This window comes from Mesorhizobium carmichaelinearum (assembly GCF_900199455.1).
In the GTDB taxonomy this organism is placed as follows: domain Bacteria; phylum Pseudomonadota; class Alphaproteobacteria; order Rhizobiales; family Rhizobiaceae; genus Mesorhizobium; species Mesorhizobium carmichaelinearum.
In genome coordinates, this window is record NZ_FZQR01000001.1 from 689765 (window position 1) to 715996 (window position 26232).

The window sequence follows — 26232 nt, forward strand, 5'->3', positions numbered from 1 at the left end:
TGCGGTCCGACCTCCCCACGAGGGGGAGGTAAAGAGGTTCAGGCGGCGCAGACTTCGCGGATCGAGCTTTCCAGGATGTCGAGTGCCTCGTTCATGACCTCGTCCTGGATGGTGATCGGCGCCAGGAAGCGGATGACGTTGCCGTAGACGCCGCAGGTCAGCAGGATCAGGCCCTTGTCCAGCGCCTTCAGCCGGATGGCATTGGCGATCTCGGCCGACGGCAGGCCCTTCTTGACGTCGTTGAACTCGACCGCGTTCATGAAGCCGAGACCTCTTATGTCGACGATCTCGGGCACGTCGTCGCGGATCGACTGCAGGCGCTGCTTCAGCCGAGCGCCCAGCGTGTTGGCGCGGTCGCACAGTTTTTCGTCCTCGATCACATCGAGCACGGCGTGTGCCGCGGCAACGCCGATCGGGCTGCCGCCATAGGTGCCGCCGAGGCCGCCGGGGCCGGGCGCATCCATGATCTCGGCGCGGCCGGTGACCGCCGACAGCGGGAAGCCGCCGGCCAGGCTCTTGGCCATGGTGGTGATGTCGGCCGCGACCTCATGATGGTCCATCGCGAACATCTTGCCGGTGCGGGCAAAGCCGGTCTGCACTTCGTCGGCGATCAAAAGCATGCCGTGCTGGTCGCAGAGCTTGCGCAGCGCCGTCAGGAACTCGCGCGGCGCCTCGTAGAAACCGCCCTCGCCCTGAACCGGCTCGACAATGATGGCGGCGACGCGGGCCGGATCGACATCGGCCTTGAACAACTTGTCGAGCGCGGCCAGTGAATCGGCGACCGACACGCCGTGCAGCGCTACCGGGAACGGCGCGTGGTAGACGTCGCCCGGCATGGCGCCGAAGCCGACCTTGTAGGGCACTACCTTGCCGGTCAGCGCCATGCCCATGAAGGTGCGGCCATGGAAGCCGCCGGCGAAGGCGATGACGGCCTGGCGGCCGGTGGCGTTGCGGGCGATCTTGATGGCGTTCTCTACCGCCTCAGCGCCGGTGGTGACGAAGATCGTCTTCTTGTCAAACTTGCCGGGCAGCATGGCGTTCAGCCGTTCGGCCAGCCGCACATAGCTCTCATAGGGCACGACCTGGTGGCAGGTGTGGGTGAAACGGTCGAGCTGGGCCTTGACCGCCTCGATTACCCTCGGATGGCGGTGGCCGGTGTTGACGACGGCGATGCCCGAGGAAAAGTCGATGTAGCGACGGCCTTCGACATCCCAGATTTCCGAGTTTTCAGCCCGGTCGGCATAAATCTGCGTGGTCATGCCGACGCCGCGCGAGATCGACTGGTTCTTGCGTTCGGAAATGGCTGAATTCTTCATGATATCCCTCATCGGGCCGGCGCCCGTTCTCGTTGATCAGATGTCTTCTGACCTTATTTCACGTTTTCCTCAAGTCGGCACCACCGCTAGGCGATTGGGCCTGATCTCGCTGCCTCCTTAACCAGTCATCCGATACGCGTACGAGACCGGTTTCCTTTTTCCGGAGATCGACTATCCTCCTGGCATCGCGCGAGGCATCGCTGTCAGCGAGCGGCCGCGGCTGGGGGAGCCCATGAGCAGGAACGCGACATCGTCCGTCTCGTCGCCATCCGTCAAAACCTCCAGCCTTTTGTCTTTTCCAATCGCCTCGGCGTGCGTCTGCGCAGCCGTCTTGCTGCTGGCCGGTTGCCAGAAGCAGGAAGTGGCGGACAAGAAACTGCCGGTCATGGTGCGCACCGAAACTGTGGCGATGGCAGACTATGCCCCGAGGACCTCGCTGACCGGGGTGATCGCGGCGCGCACGCTGAACAATCTGTCGTTCCGGGTCGGTGGCCGCGTCGCCGAGCGGCTTGTCGATGTCGGCCAGCACGTCGACAAGGGCGCCGTGCTTGCTCGCATCGATCCGCAGGAGCAGCAATCCGATCTGCGCTCGGCACAGGCCGATCTTGACGCAGCACAGGCGCAGCTGACCCAGTCCGCCGCCGCCTTCGAGCGGCAGAAGACGCTGCTTGCCCAGGGTTTCACCACCAGGCGCGACTATGACGCCGCCGACCAGGCGCTGAAGGTCGCGCAAGGCAGCGTCGACGCCGCGCAGAGCGCATTCGCCAATGCCCAGCAAAACCTGTCCTTCACCGAGCTCAAGGCCGGTGCGCCCGGTGTCATCACCGCCCGCCAGGTCGAAACCGGCCAGGTGGTGCAAGCGGCGCAAACCGTCTTCACCGTCGCCGAGGACGGCGACCGCGACGCGGTGTTCAACGTGCAGGAGACGCTGGTCGCCAGGACGCCGCCCTCGCCGGCGGTGACGATCACGCTGTTGTCCGACCCGCAGGTCCGGGCAAAAGGCACGGTGCGCGAAATCGCGCCGGCGGTCGACCAGACCTCCGGTTCGATCCGGGTCAAGATCGGCATTCCCGATACACCGGCCGGCATGCCGCTGGGGGCGGCCGTCATCGGCTCGGTCAGCGCCAAGCCGACGAAGGCGATCCTGTTGCCCTGGCAGGCGCTGACGTCCAGCGCCGGCAAACCAGCGGTCTGGATCGTAGATCCCTCGACCAAGGCAGTGGCGGTGACGCCGGTCGAGGTGCTGGCCTTCAATTCGGGCACGGTCGTCATCGCCGGCGGGCTGAACGAAGGCCAAAACGTCGTGACCGCAGGCGGGCAGTTGCTCAGTCCCGGCCAGACGGTCGAGATATCGGGGGCGGGCCAATGAACCGGTTGCCGCGCATCGTGCTTGGCCTGTTCGCGGTTGGCGCGCTCGCCGCCTGCTCGAAATCGGACGAAAAGCCGCCGGAGATCATCCGGCCGGTGCTGTCGGTCGTGGTCGAGCCGCAGACTTCGCAGACCTTCGGCTTTGCCGGCTCGATCGAGCCGCAGATCAGCGCCGACCTCGCCTTCCGCCTGCTCGGCCGGGTCGTCTCGCGCGACGTCAAGGTCGGCGACATCGTCAGCAAGGGCACGACGATCGCCGCGCTCGACCCGACCGCGCTGGAGCTGGCGGTGCAAGCAGCCACGGCCGAGCTCTCCAATGCCGAAGCACAGTTCGCCAATGCCGCCGCCAGCGAGGAGCGTCAGCGCCAGCTGCTCGCCGCGGCCAACACCACGCAGGCCGTCTTCGATGCCGCGCAGCAGGCACGCAAAGCAGCGGAAGCCAATGTCGAACGGGCCAAGGCTGCGCAGGCCAAATCGCAGGAGCAGCTTGGCTATGCCAGGCTGTTCTCGGATTTCGATGGTGTCGTCACCGCTGTCGGCGCCGAGGTCGGGCAGACGGTCTCGGCCGGCCAGACGGTCGTCACCGTGGCGCGGTCGGATCTGCGCGAGGCGGTGGTCGATATCCCCGATCAGCTGACCGGCGATCTCACGGCCGGCACGCCGTTCCAGGTCATCCTGCAATCGCTGCCGACGATCGAGACCCAGGCCAAGCTGCGCGAGATCGCGCCGCAGGCCGAGGGCTCGACACGCACCCGGCGCGTCAAGCTCGCGCTCACCGACCCGCCGCAGGCCTTCCGGCTCGGCTCGACGGTGACGGCGACCCGCATGACCAAGGTGGTGCCGACGATCGAACTGCCCATCTCGGCGCTGCTGGAAAAGAACGGTTCTGACAAGGTGTGGATTGTCGATCCGCAGACATCGAGCGTGAGCGCGCGCGACATCAAGGTCGCCTCGAAGAATGGCGAAACCTTCACGGTCGCCGAAGGGCTTGAAGCCGGCATGCGCGTGGTCACGGCGGGCGTCCACAGTCTGAGCGAAGGCCAGAAAGTCAAAGTGCCGGAGGGCGGCGTCTGATGAAGGGCTTCAATCTCTCCGACTGGGCGCTCGGCCACCGTTCCATGGTCTGGTATTTCATGCTGGTCTTCGTGGTGGCTGGCATCTTCTCCTACCTCAATCTCGGCCGTGAGGAAGACCCCAACTTCACCATCAAGACGATGATCATCCAGGCCAACTGGCCGGGCGCGTCGGTCAAGGAGACATTGCAACAGGTCACCGATCGCATCGAGAAGAAACCCGAGGAGCTCGACAGCCTCGACTTCACCAGATCAGTCACCACCGCCGGCCAGACCGTCATCTTCGTCAACCTGAAGGACACCACCAAGGCGCGCGATGTCGTGCCGAACTGGATTCAGGTGCGCAACATGGTCAACGACATCAAGGCGCAGTTTCCGCAAGGCGTGCAGGGGCCGTTCTTCAACGACCGCTTCGGCGACGTCTACGGCAATATCTACGCCTTCACCTCGGACGGGCTGACGCCGCGCCAACTGCGCGACTATGTCGAGGATGTCAGGACCAGGATCCTGGCCGTGCCCAACGCCGGCAAGGTCGATCTGGTGGGCGCGCAGGACGAAGCCATCTATCTCGAATTCTCGACCCGTCAGATCGCAGCCCTCGGCCTCAACCAGCAAGCGATCGTGGCGAGCCTGCAGGCACAGAACGCCATCACGCCGTCGGGTGTCGTCGAATCCGGGCCCGAGCGTGTCAGCGTCCGCGTCGGCGGCCAGTTCACCTCGGAGGACAGCCTGCGCGGCATCAATCTGCGCGTCAACGATCGCTTCTTCCGGCTGAGCGACGTGGCGACGATCCGGCGCGGCTATGCCGATCCGCCGACGTCGCTGTTCCGCTTCAACGGCCAGGATGCGATCGGGCTGGCCATCGGCATGAAGCCCAACGCCAATCTGCTCGAATTTGGCGCGGCGCTGGAAAAGGAAATGAAAGAGGTGCTGAGCGACCTACCGGTCGGCGTCGGCGTGCATCTGGTCGCCGACCAGCCTGTCATCGTCGAGGAAGCGGTTTCGGGCTTCACCCGGGCGCTGGCCGAGGCGGTCGCCATCGTGCTCGCGGTGTCCTTCATCAGCCTTGGCATGCGCGCCGGCTTCGTCGTGGCGCTGTCGATCCCGCTGGTTCTTGCCATCACCTTCACGGTCATGGCCTATCTCGGCATCTCGCTGCAGCGTATTTCGCTGGGTGCGCTGATCATCGCGCTCGGCCTGCTGGTCGACGACGCGATGATCGCGGTCGAGATGATGGTGGCGCGGCTGGAGGTCGGCGACAATCTGCGCAAGGCGGCGACGTACGTCTACACCTCGACCGCCTTCCCGATGCTGACCGGCACGCTGGTGACGGTCGCCGGCTTCATCCCAATCGGTCTCAACAACAGCGCCGCCGGCGAATACACCTTCACGCTGTTCGTCGTCATCGCGGTTTCGCTTTTGGTGTCATGGATTGTGGCGGTGCTGTTTGCGCCGCTGCTCGGCGTCACCATCCTGCCGGCCACGATGAAGCAGCAGCATCACGACAAACCCGGCCGCTTCACCAGCCTGTTTCGGCGCGTGCTCCTGGGCTCCGTGCGACATCACTGGCTGACCATCATCGCCACCGTGCTGTTGTTTGCCGCCTCGATAGCCGGCTTCGGCCTCGTCCAGCAGCAGTTCTTTCCGCCTTCCGACCGGCCGGAGCTGATCGTCGACTGGAACCTGCCGCAGAACTCGTCGATCACCGAGACGCGCGACCAGATCGAGCGTTTCGAAGGGCGGGCGCTGGCCGGCAACCCCGACATCGACCATTTCTCGTCCTATATCGGCCAGGGTGCGGTGCGCTTCCTGCTCGCCTTCGACGTGCAGCCTGCCAATCCCTATTTCGGCCAGACGGTGATCGTGACCAAGAGCATCGAGGCCCGTAACCGGATCAAGCCGGTGCTGGAGAAATTGTTGCGTGAGGAGTTCGTCGGCACCGACGCCTACGTCAAGCCGCTCGAACTCGGGCCGCCGGTCGGCCGTCCCGTGCAGTACCGTGTCGGCGGCCCCGACATTCAGACGGTGCGGGAGCTGGCGCAGCAAGTCGCCGGCCTGATCTCGGCCAATCCAAAACTGGCGGCGCCGACTTTCGACTGGAACGAGCCGCAGCGCGTGCTGAGGGTCGACGTGCTGCAGGACAAGGCACGGCAACTCGGCATCACCTCCTCCGACATCGCCAGCGCGTTGAACAGCACGGTCGGCGGTGCCACCATCACGCAGGTGCGCGACGCCACCTATCTGATCAATGTCGTGGCGCGTTCACGCGATGCCGAACGCGGTTCGATCGACACGCTGCAGAACTTGCAGCTGCCGACCAGCACCGGCGAGGCGATCCCGCTCGCGGCGGTCGCCAACTTCCGCTACGACCTCGAACAGCCGACGGTGTGGCGGCGCAACCGCATTCCGACGATCACCGTACGCGCCGGGCTGGTTGGCGATGTGCTGCCGGCCACCGTCGTCAACGAGTTGAAGCCATCGGTCGACGCCTTCATCGCCAAGCTGCCGCCCGGCTATTCCGTCCAGACTGCGGGCTCGGTCGAGGAAAGCGCCAAAAGCCAGGGACCGATCGCCGCAGTGGTGCCGCTGATGCTGTTCGTCATGGCGACCATCCTGATGATCCAGTTGCAGAGCTTCCAGCGCCTGTTCCTGGTGGTGGCGGTGGCACCGCTCGGGCTGATCGGCGTGGTCGCGGCCCTGGTGCCGAGCGGCGCACCACTCGGCTTCGTCGCCATCCTCGGCGTGCTGGCACTGATCGGCATCCTGATCCGCAACTCGGTCATCCTGATCGTGCAGATCGAGGATCTTGTCCGGGAGGGCAAGGACCGCTGGGCCGCCGTCATCGAGGCAACCGAACACCGCATGCGGCCGATCGCGCTGACGGCGGCGGCGGCGAGCCTCGCGCTGATCCCGATCGCGCGCGAAGTGTTCTGGGGGCCGATGGCCTACGCGATGATGGGCGGCATCATCGCGGGCACCGCGATCACGCTGCTGTTCCTGCCGGCGCTTTATGTCACGTGGTTCAGGATCAAGGAGCCGAAAGGTCGAGACGGGGCCCTGGTTTGGGAAGCCAGCAAACCCGTACCAGCTCAGACTTAAGGCTTTGCCGGATTACTCATTGTCGTTGAAGGCTACAGGGCGCGATTTGGCGCGCTGCCACGGTGACGATTTTGAGCTGCGCCAGGCGTGCCAGCCTTCCGGCAAGTCGGCTAAAGCCAAGATGCTTTCATCCCGCTGCACAACGTTTGCAAGCTAACGATCATTATGTCGCCATCGTTGACAGGACCTGTTTCGCTGTTGTGAAATTGCCAGCTGCCGTCGTCATCGTCATGCGAGACGTATGCTATCCAATCACCGCGGGTGACTATGCCTCTGTCCAAAAAACACCGCGACATTGGGTGGGTCTGCAAACTTCCATTCCCCCATGGGAATTCCTCGAACCAGTTGGTCATGTGGGCGGCCAGAAGATTTCAAGCAGTTCTCACAAACCCCTCGCTGGCCCGGAGCAGATTCCGCGTATAATCCTCGGTCACGCGGTGCGCGACAAGTTGGGCGGCCGTGAGATTCTCAACCGCCTCGCCGCTTTGCATCACCATCAGCCGCTCGCACATATGGGTGATGATGGCGAGGTCGTGGCTGACCATCAGGAAGGTCAGCTTGCGCCGCCGGCGGACTTCTTCCAGCAGGTTGAGCACTTCGGCCTGCACCGAGGCATCGAGCGCCGAGGTTGGCTCGTCGAGCAGCAGGATGGACGGCTCGAGGATCAGCGCACGCGCGATCGCCACGCGCTGGCGCTGGCCGCCCGACAATTGGTGTGCGTAGCGGAAGCGAAAACCGTTGCCGAGGCCAACTTCGTCGAGCGCGCGTTCGATGCGCTTTTCGCCATCGGCAAAGCCGTGGATGGCAAGCGGCTCCTGCAGCAGGCGGTCGACGGTCTGGCGTGGGTGCAGCGAGCCATACGGGTCCTGGAAGACCATCTGCACCTCGCGGTAAAAGGCCTTGTCGCGACGCGCGCCAAGTGTCTTGCCATTGACGGTGATGCTGCCCGATGCGACCGGCGCGAGCCCAGCGATTGCCCTCAGCAGCGTCGATTTGCCGGAACCGGATTCGCCGACAAGGCCGAAGGATTCGCCTGACCTGACTTCGAGGCTGACGCCCTTCAGCGCGCGAAAGCGGTCGAAGATCACTTCCAGCCCGTCGACGGTGATCGCTGCCGTCATGCCGCCCACTCCGGCTTGCGGTCGAGCACCGGCAGCGGGTGACGTTCGAAGCCGATCCTGGGCATGCAGTTGAGCAGGCCGCGCGTGTAGGGATGCTGGGCCTGGCCGAGTTCGGAGGCCTTGAGCTGCTCGACCACCTTGCCGGCATACATGACGATGACGCGGTCGCAGAAGGACGAGACCAGACGCAGATCGTGCGAGATGAAGATCAGCCCCATGCCGCGGTCGCTGACCAGTCGGTCGAGGATGCCCAGGACGTCGAGCTGTACGGTAACGTCGAGCGCCGAGGTCGGCTCGTCGGCGATCATCATTTCCGGCCCGGCGATCAGCATCATGGCAATCATGGCACGCTGGCCCATGCCGCCGGAGACTTCGTGCGGGTGCAGGTCGAAGACGCGTTTGGGATCGCGGATCTGCACCGCTTCCAGCATGGCCAGCGCGCGCTCGCGTGCCTCTGCCTTCGAGACTTTCTCATGGGTGCGCAGCGTTTCGACGATCTGCCGGCCGATGCTCATCACCGGGTCGAGCGAATATTTCGGATCCTGCAGGATCATGGCGATGCGGTTGCCCCGCAACGCCCGGCGTTCACGTGGCGAGATGCCGAGCAGGTCGATGCCGTCGAAGGCCAATTTCTTCGCCGATATCCGGGCCTGCGGCGGCGTCAGACCCATGATGGCGCGGCCGGTCTGCGACTTGCCCGAGCCGCTCTCGCCGACGATGCCGAGCCTTTCGCGGCCGAGCGAGAAGGACACGCCGCGCACCGCCTCGATCAGCCCGGTGCGGGTCGGGAAGGTGACACGCAGATCCTCAACGTCGAGAAGCGTGCTCATTGGTCACCACTGCGGGGATCGAGGGCGTCACGCAGGCCGTCGCCGAGCAGGTTGAAGCCGAGACTGACGATGAGGATAGCGAAGCCAGGGGCGCCGGCCACCCACCATTGGTCGAGGATGAAGCGGCGGCCGGAGGCAATCATGGTGCCCCATTCAGGCAGCGGCGGCTGCGCGCCGAGGCCGAGGAAGCCGAGGCCGGCGGCGGTGAGGATGATGCCGGCCATGTCAAGCGTCACGCGGACGATCAGCGAGGAAATGCAGAGCGGCATGATGTGGCGCAGCACGATGCGGAAGGGCGAAGCGCCCATCAGTTGCACCGCCTTGATGTAATCGGAATTGCGCACCGTCAGCGTTTCGGCGCGCGCGATGCGGGCATAAGGCGGCCAAGAGGTGATGGCTATCGCCAGCACCGCGTTTTCGATGCCGGGGCCGAGCGCCGCGACGAAGGCCAACGCCAGAACCAGCTTCGGAAAGGCGAGGAAGATGTCGGTGATGCGCATCAGGATGGCATCGGTCCAGCCGCCGGCATAACCGGCGACGGTGCCGACCAGCAATCCGATGGGGGCGGCGATAATGGCAACCAGGATGACGACATAGAGCGTCCAGCGCGAGCCGTAGAGGATGCGCGACAGGATATCGCGGCCAAGGTCGTCTGTGCCGAACCAGTGCTCAGCACTCGGCGCCAACAGCCGCGCGTTCTTCAGATCGCCGAAGGTCGGCGAATAGGGCGCCAGCACGCCGGCAAGGGCGGCAATGACCAGCAGGGCGATGATGATCAGCAGGCCGACAAAGGCCAGCCGGTTGGCGGAAAAACGTCGCCACGCGACATAGGCGCGGCCGAGCCTTGCCTGCATGCGCGAGGCCGGCCGCTCGCTGAGCAGCCAGTCGCGCCGACTCTGGATGGTGTCTGTGCTCATCCTGTCTTCGTCCTCGGATCGAGCACGCGGTAGAGAAGATCGGACAAGAGATTGATGCCTATGAACACCGAGCCGATGACGATGGTGCCACCGAGCACGGCGTTCATGTCGGCATTCTGCAGCGAGTTGGTGATGTAGAGGCCGATGCCCGGCCAGGAGAAGACGGTCTCGGTCAGCACCGAGCCTTCGAGCAGCCCGGCATAGGACAGCGCGATCACCGTGACCATCGGCACGGCGGCGTTGCGTAGCGCGTGGCCCCAGATAATGCGGGTTTCCGACAGACCCTTGGCGCGCGCGGCGACGATGTATTCCTGGGCGAGCTCGTTGAGCATGAACGAGCGCGTCATGCGGCTGATATAGGCGAGCGAGAAATAGCCGAGCAGCGAGGCCGGCAGGATGATGTGCCGGAAGGCATCCCAGAAGACATCCCACTGACCCTGCATCGCCGAATCGAGAAGGTAGAAACCGGTGATCGGCGTGAAGGTGTATTCGTAGACGACATCGAGCCGTGCCGGAAAAGCCACCCATTGCAATTTGGCATAGAACAGCACCAAGCCCAGCAAGCCTAACCAGAAGATCGGCACGGAATAGCCGATCAGGCCGATGACGCGGACGATCTGGTCGATGATGCTGCCGCGCTTGACGGCGGCCAGCACGCCCAGCGGCACGCCGAACAGCGCGCCGATCAGCGTCCCCAGCGTCGCCAGTTCCGTGGTTGCCGGCAGCGCGCGGCGGATGTCGGTCATGACCGGGTTGGTGGTCAGTACCGAGGTGCCGAAATCGCCGCTCAGGGCATTTTTCACATAGATGTAGAACTGCTCGACCAGCGGCAGGTCGAGACCCATCTCGCGGCGCGTGCGCTCGACGACATTGAGAGGCGCCCGATCGCCGAGCACCGCCAGAACCGGATCAATCGGGATGACACGGCCGATGAAGAAGGTGACCGCGAGCAGACCAAGATAGGTCGTCACCGCGATGACCAGGAAACGGCCGATCGCCGACGCAATAGCGACGGCGCGGGCGCCACCGCGCCCGCTTTCGTTTTCAACCGCGCTCATGCGGCGCGTCCGCGGGCACTATTCCTTGGAGACCGGCCCGACGAAGTTGCTATCGAAGCTCGGGCCGAGCGCGAAGCCCTTGAGGTTCTTGCGCAGGCCGGCCACTTCCAATTGCTGATGGATGATGACGAAGGGGCTGGTGTCGAGGATCTTCTTCTGCAGATCCTTGTACATGTCGGCTCGCTTGCCGGCATCCTTCTCCAGCAGCGCCGCTTCCGTTTCCTTGGTCAGGTCCGGAATGTCCCAGGAATTGCGCCAGGCAAGCGTGTGGGACTTGCCGGCATCCGAATTGTCCGGGTTCGAGGCAAAGGTCTGGGCGTTGGAGTTCGGATCGAAATAGTCCTGGCCCCAATTGCCGATATAGATGTCGTGGTTGCGGGCGCGGTACTTGGTCAGCGTCTGCTTGCCGTCGCCGGGGATGATCTCCAGCTTGATGCCGGCCTGACCCAGTGTCTGCTGGATCGATTCCGCCATGCCGGTGGTCGGCTGGCCGGTGCGCACATCCATGGTCACGCTGAAGCCGTCCGGCAGGCCGGCCTTGGCCAGCAGTTCCTTGGCTTTGGCGACATCGAGCTTGAACGGGTTGTCGTCCACGGCGCCAAGGTCACCCTTGGGCAGGAAGGATTGGTGGATTTCGCCAATGCCCTTGAGGATGGTCGAGCTCAGCGCATCATAGTCGACCAGATATTTGAAGGCCTGACGAACCTCGGGCTTTGCGAGGTTGGGGTTCTTCTGGTTCAGGCTGATGTAATAGACCGTGCCCTTCGGCGCGCTGGTCGAGGTGAGGTCGGCGTTCTTGGCGATGGCGTCGAGGTCGTTCGGCTCGAGATTGCGGGCAACGTCGATGTCGCCGGCTTCCAGCGCCAGACGCTGGGCCGAGCTTTCCTTCATGTTGCGATAGATGACGCGGGCAAGCTTGGCCTTCTCGCCATGATAGTTGTCGTTGCGCTCCATGACGACGGCTTCGTTGGCACGCCATTCACGCAGCTTGTAAGCGCCGGAACCGGCATAGCCGGTCTTCAGCCAGGCATTGCCGAAGTCGTTGTCCCATTTGTAGTCCGCGGTGGGCGCTGCTTTGACGACGTGTTCTTTGACCAGCTTGCTATCGACGACCGATGCGACCGTTGCCGACAGACAGTTCAAGACGAAGCTCGGCGCGTAGGCCTTGTCGACGGTGAACTGGAAGGTGGTATCGTCGACGGCCTTGGCCTTGTCGGCAACGTTGTCGCCGCTGATGCCGAACTGTTCGATGATGAAGGCCGGGCTCTTGTCCAGCTTGACGGCGCGCTCGAAGGAATAGGCGACATCGGCCGCGGTGATCGGATTGCCCGAGGCGAATTTCAGGCCGGGCTTGAGCTTGAACGTGTAGGTCAAGCCATCGTCCGAGACGGTCCAGCTTTCGGCGAGATCGGGCTTGACCTTGGAGGTGTCGCTGAGGTCGAGGCGGACCAGCAGGTCATAGGTGTTGCCGGTGACTTCGGCGGTCGACAATTCGAACGCCTCGCCCGGATCCATGGTGATGATGTCGTCGATGGCGAAACCTTCGACCAGCGTGTCGGCAGGCGTGACCGCGCCGGCCGGCGCGCCGGCCAGAAGCAGCGCCGACATAGCTGCGCCCGCAAGCAGGACGCGGGATCGTAGAGCAAACTTTTCCATCATCATGGTGATTGTTCCCTGTTTTGTTGGTTGTTGACCTGAGTTCCCGGCTCAGGGTTGCAGAATTCTTGTCGAGGCCAAACGACGGCCCTCTAGCCCCTTACCGTCGTGGTTTTTGTCCAATTGGTCAACAGCATATCCGGCGGCCTCATGGCCGGCAACGAGCATTTATGCGACGGCCCATTGGAGCAGAATGGCCGGCGGCGCGTCGACGCACAGGCCGGTCAATCGAGGCCGTCGAACGAGAAAAATCTGCTAATTTTTGAGCTATTTCAGCGCGGCGACCAGGCTGGCATCGGGAAAGCAAGTCGCTGCCTGGCCATTCTTGGCCTGCCACTTGCCGATCGAACGGCGGGTCTTGAAGCCGGGCAGGCCGTCGGCGCTGCCGACATCATAGCCCTTGGCTTCCAGCGCCCGTTGCAAGCCGGCAATGTCGGAACGGTGGAGATCGCCGACCGGTCCCCAGCTGCCGGAAAAAGTCTGGTCGCCATGTGCAATGCGGTCCGCACCATGGCCGATGAACAGCGCGTAGAGGTCGCTGGTGTTGTATTCCTTCAGCACGTAGAAATTGGGGGTGGCGATGAACGCCGGACCGCTGCGGCCGGCCGGCATCAGCAGGAAGCCCTCCGCCTTCAGCTCGCTCGGCGGAAACGGCTTTCCGCCGACGCGCTTGATACCCATACCAGCCCACTCGGAAATCTTCTTGCCTTGATCGGGGCCTTCCAGCGAGCAGGAGACACTGTCGGGCACTGTCACCTCGAAACCCCAGCCGCGCCCCCTCACCCAGCCATAGTGGACGAGATAGTTGGCGATCGAGGCGAGAACGTCGGGCGTCGAGTTCCAGATGTCGACGCGTCCGTCGCCGTCGAAATCCACGGCATGCTTGAGGAAAGAAGTCGGCATGAATTGCGGCTGGCCAAGCGCACCGGCCCAGGACGATTTCATTGCGCCGACCGGGGCCAGGCCGCGTTGGACGATTTCCAGCGCGGCCAGCAGCTCGATGCGGAAGAAATCCTTCTTCGTCGACATGAACGCCTTGGTGCCCAGCACCTCGAAAGCGTCGTAAGGCATCTTCGCCGCGCCGAAGCCGGTCTCGCGGCCCCAGATCGCCAGAAGGATTTCGCCGGGCACGCCGTAGCGCTTTTCGATCGCGGCCAGCGTCGTGGCGTTGGTCGCTTCGCGCGCGCGGCCGCCCGATGTCACCGCACGAATCGTCTTCTCGGCGAAATAGGCGCCGGGCGAGCCGAACTCGGCCTGATGTTGCTTCTGCGGTGTCTTCGGCTTCTCGCCGGGCATGACAAGGTCGGGCAGTTTCAGATTGGGCTTTATGCCGTCGAAGGCGGCGTCAAAAGTCTGTTTGGAGATGCCTTTGACCTTGGCCTCGGGCCATAGATCGTTCTGCAGCCAGGCGCTGAACTGGTCGTCGATCTTGGCGGCGGAGGCGGGGGCGGCGCAGATGACGGCGAGGAGGGCTGCAAGAAAGCAAAGCAGAGCCAATCTGAGAGGACGCGCAACAATCATGATCCGCACCCTTTCCAGCAACTTTGTCAAAATGCCGTCCGCGAGCGCAGCGCGGCGGCGAGCGTCCCCTCGTCGAGATAGTCGAGCTCACCGCCGACCGGCACGCCGTGCGCCAGCCTCGTCACCTTGATGTCGAAGCCGGACAGCTGGTCGGTGAGGTAGTGCGCGGTGGTCTGGCCCTCGACCGTGGCGTTGACGGCGATGATGATCTCCTTGACCTCGCCGCCGGCAACGCGGTCGATCAGCGAGCGGATGTTGAGCTGGTCGGGGCCGATGCCGTCGAGCGGCGACAGCGTGCCGCCGAGCACATGGTAGCGCACGTTCATCGCCGCAGCGCGTTCGAGCGCCCACAGGTCGGAAACATCCTCGACGATGATCAGCGTGGCGGCGTCGCGGCGCGGATCGGTGCAGATCATGCAGGGGTCCGATGTGTCGACATTGCCGCAAGTGGAACAGATGCGCACCTTGTCGGCGGCCTCGCCCATGGCGGCGGCGAGCGGCGACAGCAACTGTTCCTTTTTCTTGATCAGATGCAGCGCGGCGCGCCTGGCCGAACGGGGGCCAAGCCCCGGCACCTTGGCCAGAAGCTGGATCAGGCGTTCGATCTCGGGACCGGCGATTCGCTTGGACATCGCTCTGATCTAGGATTTTTCAGAGCGCTTTGAAACATCCCATGGTCGCCATACTGCCACGCGAAGCCGTGGCGATGCGAATCAGTTGACCTCGAGCGGTCGGCTCTGGCTGGCGATCATCGCACCGATGGCGTCGGTGTTCTCAGGCGTCGACTGGAACCCCATCGCCGCTTCCTGCGGCGCGCCCTGAACGGAAGAGATGACCTTCGTGTTCAGAGTTCCGCCGAAACGGGCGGCATCCGGTTCTTCCATCGGCTCCTGCATCGCGACCATCGTCTGCTTCGCGGTTACGCGCGCCGACTTTGCCGTGGGCGCCGCAGCCGCGGTCACATAAGTCTCTTGGACCGGAGCGGTCTTGGTCTTGGGCTGACGTGTCGGTTCCGCAGCAGCAGTCATAAAGACCTGCTGCGACGGAGCGGTGCGAACAGCGGTTTTGGCCGGACGCGTCGGCTCCACCGAGGCGGTCATAAAGACCTGTTGCGCCGGAGCGGTGCGAGACGTTTTGGCCGTGCTCACCGGCTCGGCCGAGGCGACCATCGTCACCGGCGCGGCGGGCTTCACCACTTGCGGCGCCACCGAGGCAACCATTGGCTCATCCGGCAACGGCTGCCAGTTGCGGCCGCGCTTTTCGTAAAAGGCATTGCCGCCGGCGACCATGGTGTAGTGCATGTTCTTGTAGGGGAAGCGCAGGCCAGCGGTGTGGAAATACATCGTGTTCTTCAGCTTGGCCTTGCGCTCGCCCTTGAGCACGGCATCGGCGGCTTCCTCGACATCGGGCATGGCGCGCGAATTCATCGGCCTGGTCATGACGCCCGGCGCGAACTGGCCGGGCTCGCCCACCACGTCACAGATGGTGCTGCCGTGGTTGCCGGAGCGCAAGCGGTTCATCACCACGGTGCCGACCGCGATCATGCCGTCACGGCTCGACCGGTTGGATTCGAAGAACATCGCCCTTTCCAGGCACTCCCTGTCCTTCGGCGTGTGGCTGGAGGCGCGCGACGTCAGGAAACTCGGCGTGATGGCATCGGTCAGGCTTGCAACGGACATGCCGTGCGAAGTGGTCTGGCTGCAGGCGGCCAGGAACAGGGGAGACGTGATGACGCCGAGCAACAGCGGCGCCTTCCATCGCGTGACGATCAACAGGTTACCCTCTCACTTCGATACCCGCCCCCGGGCTGCGGCAAGAATGAGACACTTTCGGGCAAAATGATGGCTAAAACGTTATTAACAACGTACTGTTGCCGAAAAGGCACAAATTCGAGGCTTTCCAGATAGATCGCGCCGTCATTTCACAAAAGCGATGACCGCTGTCTCTTGGTTTCGCCGCAATTGCCGAGGGAAAATCGCGTCACGTTTTTCCGGGAATCGCTACCGCCCGGCCGCAATCGCGGCCTCCTGAGGCTCAAGCTCCTCGACCTTCTCCGAAAACAGGCCGCGCCGGAGAAACAACGCCCGCGCGTCCCTGGCCGCCGGCGCGATCTTTCCCGGCCAGTCGCTGTCGATGAATTCGGCCTTGGTGAAATCGGGATTTGTTTCGGAGGCCGCCTCGAGGAATTCGGCGATTTCCAGCACGACCGCGCGCTCGTCCTTCGAAAGCGCCGACGTGCCGGCCTCGATCGACGGGCGGTGCACGAAATCCTCGAACAGATGGAAATAACCCTTGATGCCGACGATATCGACGCCAGCGTCGCTATCGGCAAGAATTTCCAGAATCTCGTAGATCCTGTTGCGGATACGCTGCTCGATCAGTCTTTCGGACGGCTCTTCGGTCATGGCGCATCGCCGCTGAGTTCAACTTTCATGCATGTCGTTTACCCAAAACCGCTACACATTTTTGGGCGACATGCATCAGAACGGCAGTTTCATTCCCGGCGGGATCGGCAGGCCGGCGGTCAGCGCCTTGGTCTTTTCCTGCATGATCTGCTCGACCTTGGCCTTGGCGTCATTATGGGCGGCCAGAATCAGGTCCTCGAGGATCTCGACATCGTCCTCCTTGAACAGCGACGGATCGATCTTCAGCACCTTCATCTCGAACTTGCCGCTCAAGGTGACGCTGACCAGGCCGCCGCCGGCCTGGCCGACGGATTCGACCGTGGCGATCTCGTCCTGCATGGCCTGGAATTTGGCCTGCATTTCCTTCGCCTTGCCCATCAGGCCGAGAAGATCTTTCATGGTCCGGTCCTTGTCTTGGTTTGTCAGGTCTCGTCGTCGTCGGCCGGCGGCTCGACCGGCACTTCGGCCTCGGTCGTGTCTGCCTCCGGCGCGTCGGGAATGCGCACGTCGATGATCTTGGCGCCGGGAAAGCGCGCCAGGATAGCGGCAACCGTCGGATCGCTCTTGGCATCGAGGAAGGCGTTTTCGCGCTTGGTCGATTCCATTTCGGCCAACGTCTGGCCGCCCTCTTCCTTCGACAGCGACACCAGCCAGTTGCGGCCGGTCCAGGCGCGCAGTTTCGTCGTCAGCTCGTTGAGCAGCAGCTTCGGCGCATCGTCGGTCAGGTTGACGTCGATGCGACCGGGCTCGAAGCGCACGGGACGGATGCAGCGCTTGACCAGCACCTTGAGGGCGATGTCGCGCTGCGCGTCGGCAAGGGCAACAATGTCGGCCAGAGACCTGACCGGCACCTGCTGCGGCTCGGACACCGGCGCGGGCGGCGCGACGAAGGCGGCCGGCGCGGGGGTGGCCCCGACCAGCCGCATGGTCTGTGCGCCACCGGACCCGGATGGCATGCGCGTCTGCGCCGCCACCGCACTGGCACCACCGCCATTGCCGGGGCCAGTCGGTGCCCCGTTCGAGCGCGGCGCGCCATTCTGGACCGGCGCTGCGCCCTCAAGCGATCGCAACGCCTCGTCCAGCGTCGGCAGGTCGGCGGCATGCGCCAGCCGGATCAGCACCATTTCGGCAGCACTCACCGGCCGGTTGGAGGATTGCACCTCGGGAATGCCCTTGAGCAGCATCTGCCAGGTCCGCGACAGCACGCGAACAGACAGCGCCCTGGCGAAATCGGCGCCGCGCTGGCGCTCGTCTTGCGACAGCGAAGCGTCGTCCATGGCGGTCGGCACGAAACGCAGCCGGGTGACGAGGTGGTTGAACTCGGCAAGATCGGTCAGCACGGCGGCCGGATCGGCGCCGGTGTCGTATTGCGTGCGGAACTCGGCGAGTGCCGCCGCCACATCGCCCTTCATCACATGTTCGAACAGATCGACGATACGGGCGCGGTCGGCCAGGCCCAGCATGGCCCGTACCGCCTCGGCGCTGACGGAGCCGGCGCCGTGGGCAATCGCCTGGTCGAGGATGGAGAGCGAATCGCGGGCGGAACCTTCGGCGGCGCGCGCGATCATCGCCAGCGCGTCGTCGTCGACCGAAATGCCTTCCTTGCCGGCGATCGAGGAGAGATGCGCGACCAGCGCGCCGGCATCGATGCGCCTGAGGTCAAAACGCTGGCAGCGCGACAGGACGGTGATCGGAACCTTGCGGATTTCGGTGGTGGCGAAGATGAATTTGACGTGCGGCGGCGGCTCTTCCAGCGTTTTCAGCAGGCCGTTGAAGGCCTGCGTCGACAGCATGTGCACTTCGTCGATGATGTAGACCTTGTAGCGGGCCGAGACCGGCGCGTAGCGCACGCGCTCGATGATGTCCCTGATGTCGTCGATGCCGGTGTGCGAGGCGGCGTCCATCTCGATGACGTCGACATGGCGGCCTTCCATGATCGCCTGGCAATGCTCGCCGAGCACGGCGAGGTCGACCGAGGGCTGGTCAACGGTCGATGTCCTGTAGTTCAGCGCCCGCGCCAGAATGCGCGCGGTGGTGGTCTTGCCGACACCGCGCACGCCGGTCAGCATCCAGGCCTGGGCAATGCGGCCGGTGGCAAAGGCGTTGGTGAGCGTGCGCACCATCGGCTCCTGGCCGACCAGCTCGGAAAAATTCGACGGACGGTATTTGCGCGCCAGCACGCGGTAGGCAGCAGCCTTTTCCGTACCCGAATTTCCGGCTTCGCTCATTCGCCCGTTAAGCTCCAAAAGGCCGCGCCCAAAGGCGCCGATTCCTGCGCATAATCTCGCCCGCGCTGCAATGCGTCGTCAATGTCGCGAGGAGGGCCGATGAGGTGGGAGGCTGGAACAATGACCCGTTCCGGGCTCGTTAGGGCTGCTTCCTTCCGGACCTGACCCGGTTGGCGAGTGGATCGTCCACCACCAACCTCCCGCTGTCCATATCGGCAATTGCGCGACGAAATGCAAGTGCGCAGGCAAATCGGCGCGATCACACAAGAGATTCGCTTGCAGCCCCGATGCAGCCGCTCTAGCGTTCGTGGTTTGAATAAACCAAGAAAAGCAAGGAAACGCCGATGCTGCCGGGCCTGAAGGCCGGATTCACGCTGGATGCCCGGCTGGAGGCGGACAGCGAGCAGTTGATGTGGCTTGGGCTGTGCGAATTGCGGGTGATGAACGATCGCCGCTGGCCTTGGCTGCTTTTGGTGCCGCAGCGGCCGGGCGCGGAAGAAATCCACGACATGACACCGCTCGACCAGGCGATGCTGACTTTCGAGACCAATATGGTGGCGCAGGCGCTGAAGAAAGTGACCGGCTGCACCAAGATCAACACCGGCGCGCTCGGCAATATCGTGCGCCAATTGCATATCCATATCGTCGCACGGTCCGAAGGCGATCCCGGCTGGCCCGGCCCGGTGTGGGGGTATGGGCTGCGCGAACCCTATCAGCATTCCGACCTGCGCCGGTTTGCCGAAACGATAAGGGCGGCGCTATAAGCCTTCCCCGTGTTCTCCTAAAACACGTTCATTCCAAAACACGTTCGTCCCCAGACATGTCCATCCCAGAGCACCAGAGTCCGCATGAGCTTCCGCCTGTTTGACGCGCCCTTGCGCGAGCCGAGCCAGTTCGTCGGCTTTGCCGGCAACACAATCGACCGGCAATCCGAGAATCGCGCCGACGATTCGGTCGACAAGGCGCTGGCGGATCCGACGACGCGGCTGCTGTTGATGAATGGCGGCCGGCTCCACCTCAAGCTTGGAACAAGCGGCAGTCTCGATCCCTGGTTCGACGCCGCCGGGAGCGATCCTTTCAAGCCGTCCTTCGCCGGGGCTGTGCTGCTCGGCTTTTCCGAACAGGGGCCGGTGCTGGCGATGCCTGTCGCAATCGAGGCCGAGCAGTTGCCCGAGACCGTCAAGGCGATCGACTACCGCTCGGTCTACATGCAAGGGCTGATCGACGAGGCGGCCGCCGGCGCGATGGCGCAAGGGGCTGCCCTGCTCGCCTGGCATGCCAGCCATCGTTTCTGCAGCAAATGCGGTACCGCATCTCAAATGCGGGCCGGCGGTTACAAGCGGCACTGCCCGAATTGCGGCACCGAACATTTCCCGCGCACCGACCCGGTGGCGATCATGCTGACGGCGACGCGGGAGAAATGCCTGCTCGGGCGCGGCCGGCATTTCGCGCCGGGCATGTATTCGGCGCTCGCCGGCTTCATCGAGCCGGGCGAGACAATCGAGGCCGCGGTGCGCCGCGAAACGCTGGAGGAGGCCGGCATCCGGCTCGGCCGCGTCGTCTACCACGCCAGCCAGCCCTGGCCGTTCCCCTATTCGCTGATGATCGGCTGCTTCGGCGAACCGCTCAATGAGGACATCCAGGCCGATCTCAACGAGCTGGAAGACTGCCGCTGGTTCGGCCGCGACGAGGTGCGACTGATGCTGGCCAGGGAGCATGCCGACAATCTGGTCACACCGCCGAAAGGGGCGATCGCGCATCACCTCATCCGCGCCTGGGTCGACAGCGAATAGCCAATACTGGAAGTCATTGCAGGAGAGACAAATGATCCGTCACACCGTCGTCTTCACGCTGAAGCATGCACCGCACTCGCTCGAGGAAAAGCGGTTCCTCGTCGATGCCAAGAAAATCCTCACCGCGATCCGGGGCGTCACGCATTTCGAACAGTTGCGGCAGATCAGCCCGAAGAACGACTATCGGTTCGGCTTCTCGATGGAGTTCGCCGACCAGGCCGCCTACACCAGATACAACGACCATCCCGACCACGTCGCCTTCGTGCGCGACCGATGGGTGCCGGAAGTCGAGAAATTTCTCGAGATCGACTACGTGCCACTGGGCGCGGTGATTTAGGCGCAAGCCATCGTTGAACAGCCGCGAGCGCTATGGCCTTCCCGGCAAGGCGGTGCAACCCTATCGTGGACTTGCGATGGGTTGCCATTCGCGCGCTCAATCTTGCAATTCCTGCTCAAGCAGATTAAATGTGGTTACGTAACCACATTTTGCGAAATTGATATGATCACCACGCTTTCGGGTCGCGAACTCAATCAGGATCTTGGCCGCGCAAAACGCGCTGCCAAGGACGGCCCCGTGATCATCACCGACAGAGGGCGGCCGGTGCATGTCCTCTTGTCGTTCGAGGAATACAAACGGCTCACCGGTAAATCGCGCTCGCTCGGTGACATGCTGGCTGCACCGGAGGCGGGTGACGTTGACTTGCCGCTCCCGGCCCGGACGGAACATGCCCATCCAGTAGACCTGTCCTAGATCAGGATGACGTTTCGTTGAATCGCCAGTTCCCACTTTTCGGGATCATGCTCTGATGCTGCTGCTCGATACCAATGTCGTGTCCGAATTGCGAAAGGTATCGAGCGGTAGGGCGCATCCCAATGTCGTGCTCTGGAACGAAACCGTCGATCCTGCCGAGACCTTCATTTCGTCCGTAGTCCTGCACGAGCTGGAGATTGGCGTAAGACTGGTGGAACACCATGATGCCGTTGCTGGCAAAGTGCTGCGCAATTGGTTGGAGAGTGCGGTTCTCACAACATTTTCCGGTCGAATCTTGCCGCTGGACGACGCAGCGGCCGTCCAGGCGGCACAATGGCATGTGCCCAATCCCAAACCGATCAATGACACCTATATCGCGGCCACGGCCGTCACCCGGCGGATGACGCTGGTGACGCGCAACATTGGCGATTTTGAGGGAATGGGAGTAACGCTGGTAAATCCGTGGGACATCCAGGCGTAGGCTTTCAAGTCATCGTTTCATGCATGTCGCCAACAAGGCGCCATGCACTAATCCGCCACCTTCCACTGCTCGCGCGACTCGCTGGCCGGGTAGACGCCCAGGATCCGCACTTCGCGGGAGAAGAAGCGGAGTTCGTCCAGCGCCAGCTTGACCAGCGGATCGTCCGGATGGCCCTCGATGTCGGCGTAAAACAGCGTCGCGGTGAAGGCACCTAGCTGGTAGCTCTCCAGCTTGGTCATGTTGATGCCGTTGGTGGCGAAGCCGCCCATGGCCTTGTAGAGCGCGGCCGGCACGTTGCGGACGCGGAAGATGAAGGTGGTCATCATCTTGACGTCCGGTGACGGGCGCTCGGCCCATTGCTTGCTCTTGGTCAGGACGACGAAACGGGTGACGTTGGAATCCGTGTCCTCGACATTCTCCTCGATGATGTCGAGCCCGTAGAGCGTCGCGGCTAGCGTCGGCGACAGCGCCGCCATGGTGCGGTCCTTGACCTCGGAGACCATCTTGGCGGCACCCGCAGTGTCGCCGGCGACGACAGCCTTCCAGCCGTTCTTGCGGATGTATTTGCGGCACTGGCCAAGCGCATGGATATGGCTGTGCACGGTCTTGATCTCGTCGCGCCTGACGCCGGGCAGCACCATCAGTTGGAAATGGATCGGCAGGAAATATTCACCGATGATGTGCATCCGCGATTCCGGCAGAAGATGGTGGATGTCGGCGACGCGTCCGGCGATGGTGTTTTCGATCGGGATCATGGCCAGGTCGGCCTTGCCGGTCTCGACCGCGTTGAAGGCATCCTCGAAGGTCGGGCACGGCAACGGCTCCATCGAGGGATAGACGTTGCGGCAGGCGGTGTCGGAATTGGCGCCTGGCTCGCCCTGGAAGGATATTCTGTTGGTCTTTTCAGGCATGGCCGGGTCTCGATTCACGGTGGCTCGGGTTCGAAGGAATTTCTCAGTTTGAAAGGATCATCCTGGCGCGCTCAAGGTCTTCCGGCGTATCGACGCCGAGCGGCAGCGACTGAACGATCTCGGCGTCGATGCGCATGCCGGCTTCCAGCGCCCGCAACTGCTCCAGCCGCTCGCGGCGCTCCAGCGGCGATGGCTTCAGCGCGACGAAGCGCTCGAGTGCCGCACGGCGATAGGCGTAGAGGCCGACATGGTGATAGAGCGGCCCCTCGCCCCAAGGTGCTGTGGCGCGGGTGAAATAGAGTGCCTTCAGCCGCGTCGTCGACACTGGCGATCCGACGATCTTGACGACGTTGGAATTGGTCTTTTCCTCCTCGCGGACGATCTCGACACCGAGCGTGGCGATATCCACCGCGCCATCCTCGAACGGCCTGAGCGAGGCGGCGATGATGCCGGGGTCGATGGTCGGCAGGTCGCCCTGCACATTGACGATCGTTTCGACCTTGTGCCCGGGATCAAGCGCGACCAGCGCCTCGTGGATGCGATCGGAGCCGGATTCATGGTCGACGCGCGTCATCACCGCCTCGAAACCATGCGCGCGCACCGCTTCGGCGACGCTTTGCGTGTCGGTCGCCACCACCACCCGACCGAGCCCGGCTTCGGCCGCGCGGCGGGCGACATGGACGATCATCGGAGCGCCGGCAATGTCGGCCAGCGGCTTGCCCGGCAGGCGGGTGGAGGCCATGCGGGCTGGTATCAGGATCAAGGTGGACATCGCGATGGCAAGGCGTTCGAAAAGAGGAGGGGAAAAGTGGCAAAAGGTCTCACTGGCAGCGCCCTTATAGGTGTTGCAACGCCCGAGCAAAAGACCTAGTTTCCGCCCGATTTGACCGGCTCTGGAGGGCAGGTCTCGATACCGACGGACGGAGTGGACGGTTCGGTCCGCCGGAAAAGGGAGCAAGGGGCGTATGGATTCCAACGAAGTCAACAAACTGCTCGCCGGATTGCTCGGAACCGTATTCGTCGTTTTCTCGGTTGGCCTGGTGTCGGACGCGCTGTTTGCCTCGCCGGCCCCGGAAAAGCCCGGCTTCGCCATTGAGGTCACGGAGCCCGCCGAAGGCGGCCCGGCCGCGCCCGCCGCCGAAGCCAAGCCGATCGCCGATCTGCTGCAGACCGCCAATGTCGAGGCGGGCGCTGCCGTGTTCAAGAAATGCCAGGCCTGCCATTCCGGCGAAAAGGGCGGCCCCAACAAGGTCGGCCCCGATCTGTGGGATCTCGTCGACCGCCCGGTCGCCGAACATGAGGGCTTTGCCTACTCGGCCGGCATGAAGGAATTTTCCAAGGGCGGCACCGAGAAGTGGACCTACGACAACATCAACCACTTCATCACCTCGCCGAAGAAATTCGTAAAGGGCACGGCCATGGGCTTCGCCGGCCTGCCCAAGGACGAGGACCGCGCCAACGTCATCGCCTATCTGCGCACGCTGTCGGACAATCCCAAGCCGCTGCCGGCACCGGGTGCCGCCGCCGACGCCAGCGCGCCCGCCAAGCCGGCCGATGCAGCCGCCCCGGCCAAGCCCGCTGACGGCGCCGCACCGGCCAAGCCTGCCGCACCGGCAGCACCAGCTCCCGCGGCTCCGGCCAAATAAACGAATTGTCATCGCGACGATCTTGAAAAAGCCGGGTTCAGCCCGGCTTTTTTGTTAGGAAAAACGCATATGCGGCGACAAAGCCGCGCATGGCGGTTTTCACGCGCGCCAAATCATCTAGATTGCCCTCCTGGATGATCTGGCACGCATCGCGAAGAGGATAGTGCATGACGGTTGGCCGAACGCTTCTCAAGTCGCTGCTGGCGGCGGCCCTGCTGGTAGCGGGGCTGCAGACGACCCGGGCCGACGAGTGGCGCACCACCTCATCGCTGATCGGCCCTTCCAAATACGGCGACAATTTCCAGCACTACGACTACGTCAACCCGAACGCGCCGAAGGGCGGCAACTACAACTCCGTCGTCCAGGGGACATTCGACAGCTTCAATCCCTACATCGTGCAAGGAGCGCCGGCCGCCGGCTTCCAGCCGTTCGGCGGCGGCCTGCTCTACGATACGCTTATGGACCAGGCGACCGACGAGGGCAGCGTCAGCCATCCGCTGATCGCCGACGCCTACAAGTATCCGGCCGACTATTCCTCGGCGACCTACCGGCTGGACCCGCGCGCGAAGTGGCATGACGGTCAGCCGATCACTGTCGACGACGTGATCTGGTCGTTCCAGGCGCTGAAGGCGAACAGCCCGATGTACAGCCGCTATTTCGAGAACGTCACGGATGCGGTGGCGATCTCCGACCGCGAGGTCGAATTCCATTTCAGCCAGAAAGGCAACCGCGAACTGCCCAAGATCCTTGGCGACCTCGTCGTTCTGCCCAAGCATTGGTGGGAAGGCACCGACGCCAACGGCAAGAAGCGCGACATCACCAAGGGGACGCTGGAGCCGCCGCTTGGCTCGGCTGCTTACAAGATTGCCAGCTTCAAGCCGGGCTCGGAAATCGTCTGGCAGCGCGTGCCGGATTATTGGGGCGCCAAGCTGGCGGTGAAGATCGGGCGCGAGAATTTCGACACCCAACGCTTCACCTACATTCTTGACGACAATGCCGCCTGGCAAGCCTTCAAGAAGGGCGGGCTCGACGATATCAAGCCGGAAAACAGCTCGAAGAAGTGGGCGACGTTTTATGATTTCCCGGCGATCAAGGCCGGCGACGTGATCAAGCAGGAATTCAAGACCACCTCGCCGGAGCCGATGCAGGCCTTCATGCTCAACCAGAGGCGGCCGCTCTTCCAGGATCGCCTTGTACGCGAGGCACTGACCTATGCGTACGATTTCGAGACGATGAACCGTACGCTGTTCTTCGGCTTCAACACCCGTACATCAAGCTATTTCCAGGGCACGGAGCTGGCCTCGAGCGGCCTGCCGCAAGGCAAGGAACTGGAAATCCTGGAAAAATACCGCGACAAGCTGCCGCCCGAGCTTTTCACGCAGGAATTCAAGCTGCCGGTCTATGACACGCCGCAAGCCGAGCGCAAATATTTGAGGCAGGCGGTCGATCTGTTCGCCAAGGCCGGCTGGGTGATCAAGGGCGGCAAGATGGTCAACGCCAAGACCGGCGAGCCGTTCAAGTTCGAGATCATCGGCTCGAGTGAAACGGACCAGGTCCTTTCCGGCACCTACATCGCCAATCTGCGCAAAATCGGCGTCGATGCGACGCTGCGCATCATCGACCAGAGTCAATACATCAACCGCGTCAACAATTTCGATTACGACGTCATCACCAGCCTGCTGCAGCAATCGGAATCGCCCGGCAACGAGCAACGCGATTTCTGGAGCTCGAAGGCCGCGGACACACCGGGAGCGCGCAACTATTCCGGCATCAAGGATCCGGTCGTCGACGCCCTTGTCGACCGCATCATCTTCGCCACCGACCGCGACGATCTCGTGGCCGTCACCCATGCGCTCGACCGGGTGCTGCTGTGGAACTACTATGTCGTGCCACAATACTACCGTGCGGTGGTGTGGCTCGCCTACTGGAACAAGTTCGGCATTCCGGACAAGCAGCCAAGCTACCGCGGCGCCGATATCGATTCCTGGTGGATCGATACCGAGAAGGAAAGAGCGCTCGCCGCCAAATACAGGGGTAGCGATTGATGGGGCAGCAGCC

General features: G+C 63.4%; 25 protein-coding genes and 1 other RNA gene. 10 read left to right on the forward strand and 16 right to left on the reverse strand.

What is annotated here, in order from left to right; all coding sequences use genetic code 11:
• Positions 1-38: 38 nt before the first annotated feature.
• On the reverse strand, positions 39-1316 hold the full coding sequence (locus CKW40_RS02915; protein WP_095198519.1) for a 4-aminobutyrate--2-oxoglutarate transaminase: 1278 nt from the start codon (positions 1314-1316) through the stop codon (positions 39-41).
• Positions 1317-1548: 232 nt separating this feature from the next.
• Here CKW40_RS02915 and CKW40_RS02920 point away from each other — a divergent pair, with 232 nt between their 5' ends.
• The 3 genes from CKW40_RS02920 to CKW40_RS02930 are packed head-to-tail and all read left to right on the forward strand — an operon-like array spanning position 1549 to position 6856.
• Positions 1549-2685 (forward strand): efflux RND transporter periplasmic adaptor subunit, encoded by a 1137-nt coding sequence (locus tag CKW40_RS02920; RefSeq protein ID WP_095198401.1) that lies wholly within the window; start codon positions 1549-1551, stop codon positions 2683-2685.
• Positions 2682-3758 carry an efflux RND transporter periplasmic adaptor subunit gene (locus CKW40_RS02925; protein ID WP_095198402.1) on the forward strand — a complete coding sequence of 359 codons (1077 nt, stop codon included), beginning with the start codon at positions 2682-2684 and terminating at the stop codon, positions 3756-3758. The genes CKW40_RS02920 and CKW40_RS02925 overlap by 4 nt, the downstream gene beginning before the upstream one ends.
• Positions 3758-6856 (forward strand): efflux RND transporter permease subunit, encoded by a 3099-nt coding sequence (locus tag CKW40_RS02930; RefSeq protein WP_095198403.1) that lies wholly within the window; start codon positions 3758-3760, stop codon positions 6854-6856. The genes CKW40_RS02925 and CKW40_RS02930 overlap by 1 nt, the downstream gene beginning before the upstream one ends.
• A gap of 371 nt (positions 6857-7227) precedes the next feature.
• Here CKW40_RS02930 and CKW40_RS02940 read toward each other — a convergent pair whose 3' ends face one another.
• From CKW40_RS02940 to ffs, 12 genes are all read right to left on the reverse strand, one after another.
• Positions 7228-7977, reverse strand: a complete 750-nt coding sequence (locus CKW40_RS02940) for an ABC transporter ATP-binding protein (RefSeq protein ID WP_095198520.1) — start codon at positions 7975-7977, stop codon at positions 7228-7230.
• Positions 7974-8807, reverse strand: coding sequence for an ABC transporter ATP-binding protein (locus tag CKW40_RS02945; RefSeq protein WP_095198404.1), 834 nt, complete (start codon positions 8805-8807; stop codon positions 7974-7976). Before CKW40_RS02945 ends, CKW40_RS02940 begins: the two co-directional genes overlap by 4 nt.
• Positions 8804-9724 carry a nickel transporter permease gene (nikC, locus tag CKW40_RS02950; RefSeq protein ID WP_095198405.1) on the reverse strand — a complete coding sequence of 307 codons (921 nt, stop codon included), beginning with the start codon at positions 9722-9724 and terminating at the stop codon, positions 8804-8806. Before nikC ends, CKW40_RS02945 begins: the two co-directional genes overlap by 4 nt.
• Entirely contained in the window at positions 9721-10782 is a 1062-nt protein-coding gene (locus CKW40_RS02955; RefSeq protein WP_095198406.1) for an ABC transporter permease, read from the reverse strand. The genes nikC and CKW40_RS02955 overlap by 4 nt, the downstream gene beginning before the upstream one ends.
• Before the next feature lie 18 nt (positions 10783-10800).
• A complete protein-coding gene (locus CKW40_RS02960; RefSeq protein ID WP_095198407.1) occupies positions 10801-12444 on the reverse strand; it encodes an ABC transporter substrate-binding protein in 1644 nt (547 codons plus the stop codon).
• A 261-nt stretch (positions 12445-12705) separates the two neighbouring features.
• On the reverse strand, positions 12706-13959 hold the full coding sequence (locus CKW40_RS02965; protein WP_095198408.1) for a lytic murein transglycosylase: 1254 nt from the start codon (positions 13957-13959) through the stop codon (positions 12706-12708).
• Positions 13960-13985: 26 nt separating this feature from the next.
• Positions 13986-14591, reverse strand: a complete 606-nt coding sequence (gene recR / locus CKW40_RS02970; RefSeq protein WP_095198409.1) for a recombination mediator RecR — start codon at positions 14589-14591, stop codon at positions 13986-13988.
• An 81-nt stretch (positions 14592-14672) separates the two neighbouring features.
• The gene (locus CKW40_RS02975; RefSeq protein ID WP_095198410.1) at positions 14673-15731 is read right to left on the reverse strand and encodes a cell wall hydrolase; all 1059 of its coding nucleotides are present in this window, start codon (positions 15729-15731) and stop codon (positions 14673-14675) included.
• Positions 15732-15959: 228 nt separating this feature from the next.
• Positions 15960-16364 (reverse strand): hypothetical protein, encoded by a 405-nt coding sequence (locus tag CKW40_RS02980; protein ID WP_095198411.1) that lies wholly within the window; start codon positions 16362-16364, stop codon positions 15960-15962.
• A 75-nt stretch (positions 16365-16439) separates the two neighbouring features.
• On the reverse strand, positions 16440-16763 hold the full coding sequence (locus CKW40_RS02985; RefSeq protein WP_095198412.1) for a YbaB/EbfC family nucleoid-associated protein: 324 nt from the start codon (positions 16761-16763) through the stop codon (positions 16440-16442).
• A 23-nt stretch (positions 16764-16786) separates the two neighbouring features.
• The gene (locus CKW40_RS02990) at positions 16787-18592 is read right to left on the reverse strand and encodes a DNA polymerase III subunit gamma/tau (protein ID WP_095198413.1); all 1806 of its coding nucleotides are present in this window, start codon (positions 18590-18592) and stop codon (positions 16787-16789) included.
• A 104-nt stretch (positions 18593-18696) separates the two neighbouring features.
• An RNA gene (gene ffs, locus CKW40_RS02995) (signal recognition particle sRNA small type) lies at positions 18697-18793 on the reverse strand.
• Between the two features lie 143 nt (positions 18794-18936).
• Here ffs and CKW40_RS03000 point away from each other — a divergent pair.
• From CKW40_RS03000 to CKW40_RS03020, 5 genes are all read left to right on the forward strand, one after another.
• Positions 18937-19356 (forward strand): HIT family protein, encoded by a 420-nt coding sequence (locus tag CKW40_RS03000; protein ID WP_095198414.1) that lies wholly within the window; start codon positions 18937-18939, stop codon positions 19354-19356.
• 84 nt (positions 19357-19440) lie between these two features.
• Positions 19441-20385, forward strand: a complete 945-nt coding sequence (nudC, locus tag CKW40_RS03005) for an NAD(+) diphosphatase (RefSeq protein ID WP_095198415.1) — start codon at positions 19441-19443, stop codon at positions 20383-20385.
• A 31-nt stretch (positions 20386-20416) separates the two neighbouring features.
• Complete coding sequence (locus CKW40_RS03010) at positions 20417-20722, forward strand: Dabb family protein (RefSeq protein ID WP_095198416.1); 306 nt, start codon at positions 20417-20419, stop codon at positions 20720-20722.
• A 162-nt stretch (positions 20723-20884) separates the two neighbouring features.
• Positions 20885-21136 (forward strand): type II toxin-antitoxin system Phd/YefM family antitoxin, encoded by a 252-nt coding sequence (locus CKW40_RS03015; protein ID WP_095198417.1) that lies wholly within the window; start codon positions 20885-20887, stop codon positions 21134-21136.
• A 55-nt stretch (positions 21137-21191) separates the two neighbouring features.
• Positions 21192-21617: a type II toxin-antitoxin system VapC family toxin gene (locus tag CKW40_RS03020; RefSeq protein ID WP_095198418.1), complete on the forward strand. Its 426-nt coding sequence runs from the start codon at positions 21192-21194 to the stop codon at positions 21615-21617.
• Between the two features lie 47 nt (positions 21618-21664).
• On the opposite strand, the gene CKW40_RS03025 is transcribed toward CKW40_RS03020, so the two are convergent.
• Together CKW40_RS03025 and CKW40_RS03030 are read right to left on the reverse strand one after the other, a co-directional pair.
• The gene (locus CKW40_RS03025) at positions 21665-22528 is read right to left on the reverse strand and encodes a prephenate dehydratase (protein WP_095198419.1); all 864 of its coding nucleotides are present in this window, start codon (positions 22526-22528) and stop codon (positions 21665-21667) included.
• A 43-nt stretch (positions 22529-22571) separates the two neighbouring features.
• Entirely contained in the window at positions 22572-23300 is a 729-nt protein-coding gene (locus CKW40_RS03030) for a 3-deoxy-manno-octulosonate cytidylyltransferase (RefSeq protein ID WP_095198420.1), read from the reverse strand.
• A 193-nt stretch (positions 23301-23493) separates the two neighbouring features.
• On the opposite strand from CKW40_RS03030, the gene CKW40_RS03035 reads away from it, so the two are divergent.
• Positions 23494-24174, forward strand: coding sequence for a c-type cytochrome (locus CKW40_RS03035; protein WP_095198421.1), 681 nt, complete (start codon positions 23494-23496; stop codon positions 24172-24174).
• A 37-nt stretch (positions 24175-24211) separates the two neighbouring features.
• Here the strand turns inward: CKW40_RS03035 and CKW40_RS45335 are convergent, their stop codons facing one another.
• Entirely contained in the window at positions 24212-24343 is a 132-nt protein-coding gene (locus CKW40_RS45335; RefSeq protein WP_280175376.1) for a hypothetical protein, read from the reverse strand.
• On the opposite strand from CKW40_RS45335, the gene CKW40_RS03040 reads away from it, so the two are divergent.
• Entirely contained in the window at positions 24342-26219 is a 1878-nt protein-coding gene (locus CKW40_RS03040) for an extracellular solute-binding protein (RefSeq protein ID WP_095198422.1), read from the forward strand. The two genes, CKW40_RS45335 and CKW40_RS03040, sit on opposite strands and share 2 nt — an antisense overlap.
• The last annotated feature ends 13 nt before the right edge of the window (positions 26220-26232 follow it).